Raw genomic sequence first — 13,803 nt, 5'->3', positions numbered from 1 at the left:
CTATGCGTTGACATTTATTTGTTGTCAACAGATTGTTCAAAGCGGATTGTTCACGTGCGACCGCGCAGGGCTCGTGCGGTGCGGCCCCGCCAGAGCACTCCCTGGCGGGGGGAGAACAGGTAGGCCAGGGTGAACAGGGCGGCTTGGGCGAGCACGATGCACCCGCCGGTGGACACGTTCAGGTGGAAGCTGGTGAAGACCCCCACCACCGCGGCCGTGACCGACACCGCCATGGCGATGAGCAGCATCCGCTCGAAGCGGTCGGTGAGCAGGTAGGCGGTCGCGCCGGGGATGATCACCATGGCCACGACCAGGACGATGCCCACCGCCTGCAACGCCACCACCACGGTCACCGACAACAGGCCGAGCAGCAGGGTCTCCAGCAGGCGCGGGTTGACGCCGATGGCGTGGGCGTGGACCGGGTCGAAGGCGTACATGGTCAGGTCGCGGTGCTTGTACCAGACCACCGCCAACACCACCGCGGCCAGGACCAGCACCTGGAGGATGTCGGTGTCGGAGACCCCCAGGACGTTGCCGAAGAGGATGTGGCTCAGGTCGGTCTGACTGGGCACCCGGGAGACCAGGACCAGCCCCAGGGCGAACAGGGCGGTGAAGACCACCCCGATGACGGCGTCCTCCTTGACCCGGGAGGTGCGGTTGACCACCCCGATCAACGCCACCGAACCGGCGCCGAAGGCCAGGGCCCCCAGTGCGAAGGGCAGCCCCAACATGTAGGAGAGCACCACCCCGGGCAGGACGGCGTGGGAGACCGCGTCACCCATCAGGGACCAGCCCACCAGGGTCATCCAGCAGGACAGGACGGCGCACACCAGCCCGGCGACCACGCTGACCAGCAGGGCGCGTTGGACGAACTCGAACTGCATCGGCACCGTGAACCACTCCACGAGCGCGGTCATCGTGTCCATGTGGCCCCCTCCGTGGCCTGGATGCCGAACGCCTCCAGCAGGACGTCCGGTTCGAGTACCTGTTCGGGTGAGCCGTGGGCGATGACCCGGCCCTGCAGCAGGAGGGCCTCGTCGCACAGGGCGGGCACCTGGGACAGGTCGTGGGTGGACACCAGCAGGGTGTGTCCGGCTCGGCGCAACTGGAGGAGCAGTTCGGTGATGGTGGCCTCGGAGCGTTTGTCCACCCCGGCGAAGGGCTCGTCCAACAGCAGCACGTCGGCGTCCTGGGCGATGGCGCGGGCGACGAAGGCGCGTTTGCGCTGGCCGCCGGAGAGCGCGCCGATCTGGCGGTCGGCCAGGTCGGTCAGGTCGGTGCGGGCCAGGGCGTGGTCGACGGCCTCACGGTCGGCGGGGCGCGGACGGCGCCGGCGTCCCATGTGGCCGTAGCGGCCCATCATGACCACGTCGCGGACCCGGACGGGGAAGGCCCAGTCGACCTGTTCGGACTGGGGGACGTAGCCGACCAGTCCTTTGCGGCGGGCGGTGGCGCTCTTCATGCCGAGGATGCGCACGCGGCCGCGGTCGGGTGCGACCAGGCCGAGCACGGTCTTGAACAGGGTGGACTTGCCCGAGCCGTTCATACCGAGCAGGCCGCAGACCCGTCCTGGTCGCAGGAACACGCTCACGTCGTCCAGGGCCAGGACGTCGCCGTAGCGGACGGTGGCGCCCTCGACCTCGATGGCGGCGGTCACGGCCTCCTCCTTGCCTTGTGCGGGTGGACGGCTCATGTGGTGGTCAGTCCCTCGACGATGGCCTCGGCGTCGTGGCGCAGCAGGTCCAGGTAGGTGGGGACGGGGCCGTCGGCCTCCGAGAGGGAGTCGACGTAGAGGGTCCGTCCCATTCGTGCGCCGGTCTCGCGGATCACCGACTGTTGGGCGCCGTCGTTGACGGTGCTCTCGCAGAAGACGGTGGGCACGTCGTTGTCGCGGACGAAGTCGGCCACGGCGGCGATCTGTTGGGGGGTGCCTTCGCGTTCGGCGTTGACCGGCCACAAATACCGCTCGGTCAGGTCGGCGTCGCGGGCCAGGTAGGAGAAGGCGCCCTCACAGGTGACCAGGGCGCGGGCGTTGTCGGGTACCTCGGCCAGTTCGCTGTCCAGGTAGGTGGAGACCTCGCGGATCTGGTCCTTGTAGTCCTGGGCGGCTCGGGCGAAGTCGTCGGCGCCCTCGGGGTCGAGTTCGGTCAGGGCGGCCTGGATGTTGTCGACGTAGGTCAGGGCGTTGGCGGGTGACATCCAGGCGTGGGGGTTGGGTTCGCCCTGGTGGTCGCCGGAGGAGATGGGGATGGTCTCGACGTCCTCGGTGAGCACGGCGGTGGGCGCCTCGACGCGTTCGGTGAACTGGGCGAACCAGGCCTCCAGGCCCAGGCCGTTCTCCAGGATGAGGTCGGCGTCCTGGCCGCGGACGAGGTCGTCGGGGGTGGGTTCGTAGCCGTGGATCTCGGCTCCGGGGCGGGTCAGGGAGGCCACGCGTACGCGGTCGGCGGCGATGTTCTCGGTCATGTCGGCCAGAACGGTGAAGGTGGTCAGGACCAGGGGGCGTCCGTCGTTGGAGGCCTGCCCGTTGGAGGAGGTGCAGGCGGTCAGGGTGAGAGTGGGGATGAGGGCACAAACCATGACCAACCAGGTCTTTGAGGGCAGCCCATCTCTAATGTTCGGCACGCCTAACTTTTACCACAGTCGAGACGAACCCACACATGTCGCTGTCGACTTTTCGATGTGGGGCGCGACCGTTCCACGACGCCCGAGGTGGTCGCGATTCATGCAGTCAGTACAGTCATTGCAGTCACAACTGCAACGACTGTACTGTGAAGGCCATGAGTGAACCCACCGAAGCCGAACTCGCCTTCGTCGACGACCTCGCGGTCTTCTTCGAACGCGAAGGCATGCCGCTGATCGCCGGACGCGTCATCGGCTGGCTGTTGGTCTGCGACCCGCCCGAACAGAGCGCCGCGCGCCTGGCGGAGGTGCTCCAGGTCAGCCGCAGCTCCATCAGCAGCGCCACCCGGATGCTCACCCCCAGCGGGCTCGTGGAGGGGGTGCGCAAACGCGGCCACCGCCAGGAGTACTTCCGTATCGCCGCCGACGGCTGGAGCCGCATGCTCCAACGCCGCTACGCACAGACCACGGACTTTCGTCGCGTCACCGAACGCGGGCTCGCCGCGCTGCAGGACGCCTCACCGCAGCGACGCGAACGCCTGGAGAACGTGCACGAGCTCTACGGGTTCCTGGAGACCGAACTACCCGCCCTGCTCGACCGCTGGCGGGACCGACAGCAGGAGGACACCTCATGAGCGAGACCGGCCCGAAGACCCGTGACTTCCACCGTGACCACATCGACATGCCCGAGGGGCGCCTGAGCGTCATCGTCGAGGGCCCCGAACACGCCCCACCGGTGCTTTTACTGAGCGGGGGCGGGGCGGACAGCGCCACCCTGAGCTGGTGCCACCTCATCCCCGACCTGGCCCGCGACCACCGGGTCATCGCCCCCGACTGGCCCAAGCAGGGACACAGCCGTGACTGGGACGGGACCGCCCACCACGCCGCCCTGCGCCGCTGCGTCACGGCGGTCCTGGACCACTACGACGTGGATCGGGTCAGCGTGGTGGGCATGTCCCAGGGCGGGGCGATGACCCTGGACACCGCCATCGAACACCCTGAGCGGGTGGAACGCATCGTGGCCATCAACCCCGGCGGTGTGCTCTCCTTCGCCCCCGTCCACCACCAACTCCTGTGGCTCACCGCCAAGAGCCGACTGCTCAACACCACGCTGCCCGGCCTGATGGTCGGCGATCGGCGCAAGGTCGATCTCTTCGTCCGCAAGATGTTGTTCGCCGGCCCCGCACCCGACCAGGAACAGGTCATCGACGAGGTCATGGCCGAGATCGAGGCCAACGGGGCCGGTTCCTCGGACTGGCAGAACACCTCCATCGGCCCCTGGCGCATGAACGTGGACCTGCGCCCACGCCTGGGCGAGATCCGCTGCCCCGCCCTGTTCATCGCCGGCGCGAAGGACGTCGGCGTCAAACCCGCCACCACCATCGCCGCCGCCCGCGCGGTCCCCGGAGCCCGCGTCGAACTGCTCGCCGGTCAGGGACACTGGGCCAACCGCCAATCCCCCGAGTGGGTCGGCCGCCTGGTACGCGAGTTCCTCACCGAGCCGGACCGGCCATGCCGGGTGTGAGGGAGCTCTCGGCCGCTCACACCCGGCCCTCGCAGGGATGATGACATCCACGCCTCCCAGCGCCGCCTCCGGCGCAGCACGAGGCCGGCCCCCTCCGCCCCCGTAGGGGACCCGATCGCACCCGGTTCGTGAGGTCCGGTGCCCACGGGAGGCCAGGGGCTCATGGGATCGTTGGGCAAGGCAGGGCCGATAATCCGTAAACTGGACCTTTCCACCGCGCCGCGCCCCCGCGCGACCCCTTCCCTTCCCCTCGGGCCCCACGCCCCACAACCCCCGTCAGGAGTAACCGGTGGCCGATTCCCAGCGCACGCTGTATGAACGCTACGAACTGCGTGCAGAGGTCGGCCGGGGCGGCATGGGGCGGGTGTGGAAGGCCCACGACACACGACTCAACCGCACCGTGGCCGTCAAGGAGATCCTCCTGGGCCCCGGGCTGGACGAGGACGACCGCACCCGCATGGCCGCCAGGGCCCGCCGTGAGGCCCAGGCCACCGCCATGGGCCAGCACCCCAACATCGTGACCGTCCACGACATCCTCGAGGACGACGGCCGACCCTGGATCGTCATGGAGTTCCTGGAAGGGGAATCCCTGCACCGGATCGTGCGCGACCAGGGCCCGCTGGGCCCCGAGCACACCGCCACCTGGGGATTGTCCCTGCTCGACGCGTTGGGCACGGCCCACGCCCAGGGCATCACCCACCGCGACGTCAAACCCGAGAACGTCATGGTCACCGACTCCGGACGGGTGGTCCTGACCGACTTCGGCATCGCCACGATCGCCGACACCGCCGCGGTCACCCAGACCGCCGGGGTGATGGGCTCACCGGCCTACCTGGCCCCCGAACGCCTGGCCTCGTCCCCGGCCAGCCCCGCCGGTGACCTGTGGTCGCTGGGAGCCACCCTCTACCAGGCCGCCACCGGCGTCTCCCCCTTCCAACGCGAGGGCATCCCGGCCACACTGCACGCGGTGCTCAACTCCGAACCTCCCGGAGTCCTGCCCGGGCCGCTGGGCCGGGCGATCCAGGGAATGCTGGTCAAGGACCCCGCCCGACGGTTGGACGAGGCCGGCTGCCGGGCCCTGCTGGAGGCCGCGGCACAGGGGGCCGAACACGGTGGCGACAACGGACCACGACCCGCCACCGGCCCTCAGGCCGGCACGGCCGCGCTCGGTGCGGGCGCACCCGCCACCGCCATGCTCCCCCCGGGCACCCCGCCCACGGGCACCAGACCGCCGCAACCCTATGGGCCGCCCCCGCCGCGGGTGGGGCACCAACAGGCGGGCCCGCCCTTTTCGACCCCCACCACCCCGGTGGCCGGCGCGGGAACCATGCCCGTTGCCCCACAGAGCCCGCGTCGCCTGTCCTGGCCGGTGGTCGTGCTCACCCTGGGACTGGCGTCCCTGGTGGTGGCCGCCTCCCTGGTCGTGTTCAACCCCTGGAGCGAGCAGGACATCGTCTCGGCCGGTACCGACACCTCCGAGGAGGAGGCCGACGACGAACCCACCCAGGCCGAGGAGCCCCAGGCCTCGCCCTCCACCCCCGTGGTGGAGACCGACGCGGAAGGCGACCCCACCGCCCCGGGCATGACCTGGACCCAGGACCCCGAGGGCTTCTCGATACTCGTTCCCGACGGTTGGGTCCGCCGGGTCGAGGGCGACAGCGTCTTCTACGACTCCCACACCGACAACTCCTACCTGCAGGTGGACAGCACCACCCACCCCACCGACGACCAGTACCAACACGTGCTCGACCAAGAGGACGTCTCCGGCGGCGCCGAACGCTTCCCCGGTTATGAGCGGGTCCGGGTGGAGGACGTCACCGACGTCACCGACTTCCACTCGGCCGCCGACTGGGAGTTCGTCTGGTCCCAGAACGGAGTGTCCCGGCACCTGCTGGCCCGCAACATCACGGTGACCAGCGGTGACTACTACACGGTGCTGTTCGCCGCCGAGGAGAGCCGCTGGACCCGGCAGGGCGACCTGCGGGAGAACGCCATCACCTCCTTCGATCCGTTGTGACCACGGCGGTGGGCGTGCGGCGGTACCCTCGATGCGTTCGTCCCTGAGCGCAGAAGGAGGGGCCGGGGTGACCCACACCTGGACCGCGATCGACTTCGAGACCGCCAACGCCGACCGCGGCAGTGTCTGCGCGGTGGGTCTGGTGCGCGTCGACCAGGGCCGGGTCGTGGACCGCTACAGCACCCTGATCCGCCCACCGGAGCAGGTCTCGTACTTCTCCCGGCACAACACCGCGGTGCACGGCATCACCGCCGCGGACGTGGTCGGGGCGCCCACCTGGCACAGCGTGCGCGACCGGATCCTGGAGTTCGCCCAAGGCGGGGCACTGGTGGCGCACAACGCCGCCTTCGACATGGGTGCGCTGCGTCAGGCCTGCTCCCACACCGGCCAGGAGCTTCCCGCCCTGGACTACGCCTGCACCCTGGCCCTGTCCCGACGCACCTGGGAGTTGCCCGACCACCGTCTGCCCACGGTGTGCGCGCACATCGGCCACGAGATCACCCGGCACCACCAGGCCGACGCCGACGCCGAGGCGGCCGCCCACATCATGATCGCCGCCATGCGCAACTACGGCACCACCTCACTGCCGGAACTGGCACGGGCCTCTCGGATGCCGTTGCGCCGGGCCGAAGCGGTCGCCGCCACCCCGTTGCCCGCACCCATCGCCCCGGCGACGGTGCGCGCGGCGTCCACCGAGGACCGGTTCGGTCGTTGGCAGCGGGCCGCGCAGTCCCCGCTGCCCGAGCCCTCCCCCGACGCCGACCCGGCCGGCCCGCTGTTCGGGCGCACGGTGTGCGTGTCCGGTGACCTGCACGGCATGGACAAGCCCGAGGTGTGGAAGCGCATCGCCGAGGCCGGTGGACACCCCGCCAAGAACGTCACCAAGAAGACCGACGTGCTGGTGGTCGGTGACAGCGACCACGGAGGCAAGACCTCCAAGCACCGTCAGGCGGAGACCTACATCGCCAAGGGCCAGCGCATCGACATCATCACCGGCTCGGAGCTGATGGCCCGTCTGGGCATGGCCTCGGCCTGAGACGCACCGGGCGCCGGCCCACCTGCTCGAAGCGCACATCGCAAGGGCCGCCGCCCCACCGACCTTGAACTCCGGGGTGGGACGACGGCCCTCAGGGGCTTACCCGCGGGTCACAGGTTGCCGGGGCCGGCACCCTCGCCGACGATGGAGGGCACGTCCTCGGCCGGGTCCAGGCTGTAGGAGTAGGGGACCGACTCCACGGTCCCACCTCCGGTCTCGGGCTCGCCGGAGCCGTCGAAGACGTTGCCGCTCTCCTCCACGGCACCGACGTCGGAATCGGCGTAACCGGTGTGGGTGGGGTTGTCCACGTCCTCGAAGTAGTTGCCCTCAACGAGCACGCCGCCACCCATGGTGGAGGCCACGCCGTACTCGTCGTTGTCGCGGTAGTAGTTGTTGTACACGTGCACCGGGTTGCCGAAGCGCACCCGGGGATGACGGGTGTCGGTGCCGTCGAAGTAGTTGTGGTGGTAGGTCACCCGCAGGTGCCCGATGTCTTCGGTGTGGTCGTCGGAGTGCCCGACCAGGGACGTCTTGTCGTGGTCGAAGAAGTGGTTCCAGGAGATGGTCACGAAGTCCGACTCACGCTTGACGTCCACGGCACCGTCGTAGCCGTTGGTGAAGCTGTTGTGATCGATCCACACGTTGGTGCTGCCCTCCTGGACGTTGACGGCGTCGTCGTCCCAGCCGGAGAAGGCGATGTTACGGATGATCACGTTGGACACACCGTCCACGTCCAGGCCACCGCCGGTGATCTGGGCGCCGTCCAGTCCGATGACGGTGGTGTCGGCGGGCACGTCGTTCATGCCGGACAGCTCGATGGAGCCATCGATCTGGACGACCTGGGGACCGGAGTTCGACAGGGCCGAGAGCAGCCCGTCGGCGTCGGAGACGGTGACGACGTCGCCGCCCTCACCGCCGGTGGTGCCGCCGTTCTCACCGGCCCATCCGGAAGGGGCCTCCTGGGCGGCGTTGACCAGGTCGGCGTGGACGGTGGAGCCGGGGTCGTCGGTGACGGCGAGCAGGCCGAGCGCGAGCGCCCCGGCCGCGCTGGTGGCCAGCAGGACGGTGCGTATGGGGGTGCGGGGTTTGTCGGTCACGGATCGCATGATGGGTTTCCTTCGGAATCGGGGGGTGGGAAGCGCGGGACGCCCCTGAACGGAAACGGTGTGCGGTCGATGGCGTCTCGGGAGTGGGCCCGTGCGCCGAACGGGAGTGTGCCCCGTATTCGTGCAAACGCTTTCCGTGCACAAGAAGCTACGATCCCATTACAGTCAAGTCAATGCCGGCAACGTGAAAGATTCGCTCGCGACCGCTCTTTCCTCATGTCATGGCAGGTCGAAGCGGGTTCGTCAGGGTGATGTTTCCACGCGCCCCCAGCATGCGCACATTCGTGGAGGGTCGATCACACTCGGAGATTATTGGCAAGCGTTTGCTCGCCGACATCTCCCGCCCCACCCCGTAGAGGTGCTGCTCGTGGGATGTCGCGTGGGGTGCGTTCCGGCCGCTCGTGCGGTCGCCCGTCGGCGGATCGGTGGACCCTCCCCCGCTCGGGGTGGGTCTGGTGTGATCGTCGTGTTTGCCGTACGCTTTGGAAAGCGCTTTCAAAGAGAGGTGGTAACAACCCATGGCAGACCACGTGCTGGGCGTCGCGATGAACGGCGTCACCGGTCGAATGGGCTATCGGCAGCACCTGACCCGTTCGGTCCTGGCGATCCGCGACGCCGGTGGCCTGGAGCTGCCCGACGGCACCCGGGTCATCCCCGAACCGGTGCTGGTGGGACGTTCCGAGCAGAAGCTGCGCGAGATCGCCCGGCGACACGACATCGAACGCTGGTCCACCGACCTGGACGCGGTGCTGGCCGACGACGGCGTCTCGATCTACTTCGACGCCCAGATCACCCACGCGCGTGAGGCGGCGGTGCGTTCGGCCATCGCCGCGGGCAAGCACGTCTACGTCGAAAAGCCCACCGCCGACACCCTGGAGGCCTCCCTGGAGCTGGCCAAGCTCGCCGAGCAGGCGGGGGTGCGCAACGGCGTGGTCCAGGACAAGCTCTTCCTGCCCGGCCTGCTCAAGCTCCGCAGGCTCGTGGACAGCGGTTTCTTCGGAAAGATTCTTTCCATCCGCGGCGAGTTCGGTTACTGGGTCTTCGAGGGCGACTGGCAGCCCGGACAGCGGCCCAGCTGGAACTACCGGGCCGAGGAGGGAGGCGGCATCGTACTGGACATGTTCCCGCACTGGCACTACGTCCTGGAGCACCTGTTCTCCCCGGTGCGCACCGTCACCGCCCGCACCGCCACCCACATCCCCCGTCGCTGGGACGAGCAGGGCCGGGCCTACGAGGCCACCGCCGACGACGCCGCCTACGGCATCTTCGAACTCACCGACGGCACCATCGCCCAGATCAACTCCTCCTGGAGCGTGCGGGTGGACCGTGACGAGCTGGTGGAGTTCCAGGTGGACGGCACCCACGGCAGTGCAGTGGCGGGTCTGCGCCACTGCCGCGTCCAGCACCGTTCCACCACCCCCAAGGCGACCTGGGACCCCGACGCCGTCGACGCGGGAGGCTACCGCGACCAGTGGGAGCGGGTCCCCGACAACACCGACTTCCCCAACGGTTTCCGGGCCCAGTGGGAGGCCTTCCTGGCACACGTGGTTCTGGGCACCGACTTCCCCCACGACCTGCTCTCCGGGGCGCGCGGCATCCAGATGGCCGAGGCGGGGCTGGACTCGGCCCGTACCGGGCGCACCGTCGAGCTGAGCGAGGTGACGACCCGATGACCGAACTGATGCTGCCCTCCCCCGAAGGCGGCACCGCCCCCTTCACCCCCACCGGCCCCCGCGCCGAGACCACTGCCCTGTCCCCCGCGCGTACCCGTGTGGCCTACGCCGCCGCCCATGTGGTCGCCGACCCCACCGCCGTCAACGCGCCCGGAGAGCCGGCCCGTCTGGACTGGGACGCCACCCTGGCCTTTCGACACCACCTGTGGGACCAGGGCCTGGGCGTGGCCGACGCGATGGACACCGCCCAGCGCGGCATGGGACTGGACTGGCCCGCCACCGCCGAGTTGATCCGTCGCTCGGGCGCCGAGGCCGCCGGTCGCGGAGCCGCCCTGGCCTGCGGGGTGGGCACCGACCAACCGGGGCCTTCTCGACGGTCTTTGGAAAGCGTTGTCCAGGCGTATGTCGAACAACTCGACACCGTCCAGGACGCCGGGGCCGCTCCCGTGCTGATGGCCTCGCGCGCACTGGCCGCGGTGGCCCAGGCTCCCGACGACTACACCAAGGTCTACGCCTCACTGTTGGAGCGGGCCGAGCGTCCGGTGATCCTGCACTGGCTCGGTGAGGCCTTCGACCCGGCCCTGGCCGGCTACTGGGGGTACCGCGATCCGGCCGAGGCGATCGAACCGGTGGCCGAGCTGATCGCCGACCACGCCGCGAGCGTGGAGGGCATCAAGGTGTCCCTGCTCGACGCCGACCTGGAGGTGCGCCTGCGCCGGCTGCTCCCCGAAGGGGTGCGCCTGTACACCGGCGACGACTTCCACTACCCCGAGCTGATCCAGGGCGACGAGCACGGTCACTCCGACGCCCTGCTGGGTGTCTTCGCCGCCATCGCCCCGGTGGCCGGCCGTGCCCTGGCGGCGCTGGACGGCGGCGACACGGCCCGCTACCGAGAGCTGATGGACGCCACCGTGCCCCTGGCCCGGCACCTGTTCTCCGCGCCCACCTTCTACTACAAGACCGGGATCACCTTCCTGGCCTGGCTCAACGGCCACCAGAAGGGCTTCCACATGGTGGGTGGGCTGCACAGCGCGCGTTCGCTGCCCCACCTGGCGCAGATCCTGCGCCTGGCGGATCGGGCCGGGGCGCTCAACGACCCCGACCTGGCGATGGAGCGCATGGGTTCGCTGCTGCGCGTTTCGGGGGTGGACCGATGACCATCGTCCCCCAGGCCACCGACGTGGACGTGCCCTCCGGGCTCAAGGCCGCGGTGCCCACCCCGGCCCCGGGCGACGCGGTCCTGTCGCGGCTCTCCCTCAACCAGGCCACCACCAAGTACTGGAGCCTGCGTCAGGCGGTGGACGGCTGCCTGCGCGCCGGCGTGCCCGCCATCGGCCCCTGGCGCGAACAGGTCGCCGAGGCCGGGCTCGCGGCGTCCGCGCGTCTGCTGCGCGACTCGGGTCTGCGGGTGTCCACCTACTGCCGGGGCGGGTTCCTCACCGATCCCGACCCCGCGGCGGCGCTGGACGACAACCGTCGAGCGCTGGACGAGGCCGCCGAACTGGGTGCCCCCGTCCTGGTCATGGTGGTGGGCGGTCTCCCCGAAGGCGACCGCGACCTGGCCGGCGCCCGGGAACGGGTGGCCGAGGCCCTGCGGGTGCTGGCGCCCTACGCCGCCGAACGCGGTGTGCGGCTGGGGTTGGAGCCCCTGCATCCGATGTTCTGCGCCGACCGCGCGGTGCTGTCCACCCTGGGGCAGGCCCTGGAGTGGGCGGAACCCTTCCCCGCCGAACAGGTGGGCGTGGTGGTGGACACCTACCACGTGTGGTGGGACCCGGCGGTGTACGAGCACATCGCCTGGGCGGGGCCGCGTGGGCGCATCGCCTCCTTCCAGGTGTGCGACTGGGTCCTGCCCCTGCCCGCCGACCCGCTGTTGGGACGGGGCATGGTCGGCGATGGCCACATCGACGTTCGTTCCCTGTATCGGGCGGTACGCGCCGCCGGTTACGAGGGCGACGTCGAGTGGGAGGTGTTCAACGCCGACGTTTGGGCCGCCGACGGTGACGACGTCATCGCGACCATGGCCCGCCGCCACGTCCAGTACGTCCTGTGAAACACATCCGACCCCGCCGCCAGGGGCGGCGCCCTCGTGACAAGGAGAAGCGCGCATGAACTTCGACGGGATCCTGTTCTTTCCCCTCACACCCTTCGACGACGCCGGAGCGGTGAACCAGGAGGTGCTCGCCGAGCACGTGGCCTCGGGTGTGGCCCATGGGGCCGGTGGGGTGTTCACCGCCTGCGGCACCGGTGAGATCCACGCCCTGTCCGCGGACGAGCACGCCGCGGTGGTGCGTCGTACGGTCCAGGTGGTCGACGGCGCCGTCCCGGTGGTGGCCGGTGCCGGCGGCAGCGTGGGCACCGCCATCGAGCAGGCGCGGACCGCGCTGGCGTCGGGCGCGGACGGCATCTTGTTGTTGCCGCCCTACCTGGTCTCGGCGCCCCAGCGGGGTCTGGTGGAGTACGTCAGGGCGGTGTCGGAGGCGGTGGAGATCCCCATCATCGTCTATCAGCGCGGCTCGATGGTGTTCTCCCCCGATTCGGCGGCCGAGCTGGCGGCCATACCGCGGGTGGTGGGCATCAAGGACGGTGTCGGTGATCTGGGGAACATGCATCAGATCGTGTTGGCGGTGCGCTCTGTGCGCGGTGCGGACTTCACGTTCTTCAACGGGTTGCCGACCGCGGAGTTGACCGTGGCGGCCTACTCCGGGGTGGGTGTGCCCCTGTACTCCTCGGCGGCCTTCGCGTTCGTCCCGGAGGTGGCCGACACCTTCTACAAGGCCTTCCACTCCGCCGACCCGCTCGCCGGGCGATTGGTGAGCCAGTTCTACGACCCGCTGGTGCGGCTGCGCGATCGTTCCCCGGGGTACGCGGTGTCGCTGGTCAAGGCCGGGGCCCGGCTGCGCGGGGTGCGGGCGGGCGCGGTGCGCGCCCCCTTCGTCGACCTGACCTCGAAGGAGGAGGCCGAGCTGTCGGCTTTGATCGAGACCGGCCTGTCCCTGGTCGAGAAGGGCTGAGCGAGTGCGTGTCACCGAGGTGGCGGCCCGCGCGTTCCGTCTGCCGCTACGGCGGGCCTGGGACGGCGGTGTGGACCGCAACGACATCGTGGTGGTGCGGGTCGCCACCGACGCCGGGGTGGTGGGCACCGGGTTCTCCTGGACTCCGCTGATCGGGGCGGGGGCGGTGGAGTCTTTGGTCAACGCCGACCTGGCGCCGGTGGTGGTGGGCGGGTCCGCCCACCCGTGCCGGTGGGAGGAGTTGCGGTGGCACCTGCGCGAGGCGGGCACCACCGGGTTGACCCTGATGGCCCTGGCCGGGGTGGACATCGCCCTGTGGGATGTCCAGGCCAAGGCGGCCGGGGTGTCGCTGGTGGACCTGCTCGGTCGGCGTCGCGACCGGGTCGCCGCCTACGGCAGCGGGGTCAATCTCGACTACGACTCCACCGACCTGCTCGAACAGGTGCGTTCCTGGGTCGGGTCCGGGCATCGGGCAGCCAAGATCAAGGTGGGATCGGCCGAGGTGACGCGCGACGTCGAACGGGTCGGCGCGGTGCGCGGTGTGTTGGGCCCGGATCGGACGCTGATGGTGGACGCCAACCAGCGTTGGGACGTGCCCACCGCCGTGCGGGCCCTGGACCGGTTGGCCGAACACGATCCGCTCTTCGTGGAGGAGCCGTTGCCGGCCCAGGACCTGGCCGCGCACGAACGCCTGCGGGCTCGCACCGCGGTGCCCTTCGCCCTGGGGGAGAACCTGCGCGGCGTCGAGGAGTTCGAGCGGTTCGTCGAGGCGGGGGTGTGCGACGTGGCCCAACCCAACGTGGTGCGGGT

General features: G+C 70.0%; 13 protein-coding genes. 9 read left to right on the top strand and 4 right to left on the bottom strand.

Annotated features, from left to right (window positions below; all coding sequences use genetic code 11):
* Positions 1-50 precede the first annotated feature (50 nt).
* Genes K8V84_RS16715 through K8V84_RS16705 form a run of 3 tightly spaced genes read right to left on the bottom strand, consistent with a single transcriptional unit; the run spans position 51 to position 2,580 of the window.
* A complete protein-coding gene (locus tag K8V84_RS16715) occupies positions 51-926 on the bottom strand; it encodes a metal ABC transporter permease (RefSeq protein WP_304075964.1) in 876 nt (291 codons plus the stop codon).
* On the bottom strand, positions 914-1,657 hold the full coding sequence (locus K8V84_RS16710) for a metal ABC transporter ATP-binding protein (protein ID WP_304075999.1): 744 nt from the start codon (positions 1,655-1,657) through the stop codon (positions 914-916). The genes K8V84_RS16715 and K8V84_RS16710 overlap by 13 nt, the downstream gene beginning before the upstream one ends.
* A 32-nt stretch (positions 1,658-1,689) precedes the next feature.
* Positions 1,690-2,580, bottom strand: coding sequence for a metal ABC transporter substrate-binding protein (locus tag K8V84_RS16705; protein ID WP_304075962.1), 891 nt, complete (start codon positions 2,578-2,580; stop codon positions 1,690-1,692).
* Between the two features lie 200 nt (positions 2,581-2,780).
* Here K8V84_RS16705 and K8V84_RS16700 point away from each other — a divergent pair, with 200 nt between their 5' ends.
* From K8V84_RS16700 to K8V84_RS16685, 4 genes are all read left to right on the top strand, one after another.
* Positions 2,781-3,257 (top strand): MarR family transcriptional regulator, encoded by a 477-nt coding sequence (locus K8V84_RS16700; RefSeq protein ID WP_304075959.1) that lies wholly within the window; start codon positions 2,781-2,783, stop codon positions 3,255-3,257.
* The gene (locus K8V84_RS16695) at positions 3,254-4,147 is read left to right on the top strand and encodes an alpha/beta hydrolase (RefSeq protein WP_304075957.1); all 894 of its coding nucleotides are present in this window, start codon (positions 3,254-3,256) and stop codon (positions 4,145-4,147) included. The genes K8V84_RS16700 and K8V84_RS16695 overlap by 4 nt, the downstream gene beginning before the upstream one ends.
* A gap of 289 nt (positions 4,148-4,436) precedes the next feature.
* Complete coding sequence (locus tag K8V84_RS16690) at positions 4,437-6,164, top strand: serine/threonine-protein kinase (RefSeq protein WP_304075955.1); 1,728 nt, start codon at positions 4,437-4,439, stop codon at positions 6,162-6,164.
* A gap of 67 nt (positions 6,165-6,231) precedes the next feature.
* A complete protein-coding gene (locus tag K8V84_RS16685) occupies positions 6,232-7,200 on the top strand; it encodes an exonuclease domain-containing protein (RefSeq protein ID WP_304075953.1) in 969 nt (322 codons plus the stop codon).
* 110 nt (positions 7,201-7,310) lie between these two features.
* Here the strand turns inward: K8V84_RS16685 and K8V84_RS16680 are convergent, their stop codons facing one another.
* A complete protein-coding gene (locus tag K8V84_RS16680; RefSeq protein WP_304075951.1) occupies positions 7,311-8,297 on the bottom strand; it encodes a polysaccharide lyase family 1 protein in 987 nt (328 codons plus the stop codon).
* Between the two features lie 527 nt (positions 8,298-8,824).
* Between K8V84_RS16680 and K8V84_RS16675 the strand changes: the two genes are divergently transcribed.
* The 5 genes from K8V84_RS16675 to K8V84_RS16655 form a co-directional block, all read left to right on the top strand.
* Entirely contained in the window at positions 8,825-9,979 is a 1,155-nt protein-coding gene (locus tag K8V84_RS16675; protein WP_304075949.1) for a Gfo/Idh/MocA family oxidoreductase, read from the top strand.
* Positions 9,976-11,136, top strand: coding sequence for a dihydrodipicolinate synthase family protein (locus K8V84_RS16670; protein WP_304075947.1), 1,161 nt, complete (start codon positions 9,976-9,978; stop codon positions 11,134-11,136). Before K8V84_RS16675 ends, K8V84_RS16670 begins: the two co-directional genes overlap by 4 nt.
* Positions 11,133-12,032, top strand: coding sequence for a sugar phosphate isomerase/epimerase family protein (locus K8V84_RS16665; protein ID WP_304075946.1), 900 nt, complete (start codon positions 11,133-11,135; stop codon positions 12,030-12,032). Before K8V84_RS16670 ends, K8V84_RS16665 begins: the two co-directional genes overlap by 4 nt.
* 55 nt (positions 12,033-12,087) lie before the next feature.
* A complete protein-coding gene (locus K8V84_RS16660; protein ID WP_304075944.1) occupies positions 12,088-12,993 on the top strand; it encodes a 5-dehydro-4-deoxyglucarate dehydratase in 906 nt (301 codons plus the stop codon).
* Between the two features lie 4 nt (positions 12,994-12,997).
* Positions 12,998-13,803 (top strand): mandelate racemase/muconate lactonizing enzyme family protein (locus K8V84_RS16655; RefSeq protein ID WP_304075942.1); only part of this gene is annotated, 806 nt, incomplete at its 3' end.

This window comes from Nocardiopsis listeri, from assembly GCF_020741345.1.
GTDB lineage: Bacteria > Actinomycetota > Actinomycetes > Streptosporangiales > Streptosporangiaceae > Nocardiopsis > Nocardiopsis listeri_A.
Note: the sequence above shows the minus strand (reverse complement) of the source record. Positions and strands in the feature narration are given on the sequence as shown.

What these genes read in the sequence shown, in the direction of transcription:
- K8V84_RS16705 (WP_304075962.1), bottom strand. Translation starts at nt 2,580, where the DNA reads ATGGTTTGTGCCCTCATCCCCACTCTCACCCTGACCGCCTGCACCTCC.
- K8V84_RS16695 (WP_304075957.1), top strand. Translation starts at nt 3,254, where the DNA reads ATGAGCGAGACCGGCCCGAAGACCCGTGACTTCCACCGTGACCACATC.
- K8V84_RS16670 (WP_304075947.1), top strand. Translation starts at nt 9,976, where the DNA reads ATGACCGAACTGATGCTGCCCTCCCCCGAAGGCGGCACCGCCCCCTTC.
- K8V84_RS16665 (WP_304075946.1), top strand. Translation starts at nt 11,133, where the DNA reads ATGACCATCGTCCCCCAGGCCACCGACGTGGACGTGCCCTCCGGGCTC.
- K8V84_RS16660 (WP_304075944.1), top strand. Translation starts at nt 12,088, where the DNA reads ATGAACTTCGACGGGATCCTGTTCTTTCCCCTCACACCCTTCGACGAC.
- K8V84_RS16715 (WP_304075964.1), bottom strand. Translation starts at nt 926, where the DNA reads ATGGACACGATGACCGCGCTCGTGGAGTGGTTCACGGTGCCGATGCAG.
- K8V84_RS16700 (WP_304075959.1), top strand. Translation starts at nt 2,781, where the DNA reads ATGAGTGAACCCACCGAAGCCGAACTCGCCTTCGTCGACGACCTCGCG.
- K8V84_RS16675 (WP_304075949.1), top strand. Translation starts at nt 8,825, where the DNA reads ATGGCAGACCACGTGCTGGGCGTCGCGATGAACGGCGTCACCGGTCGA.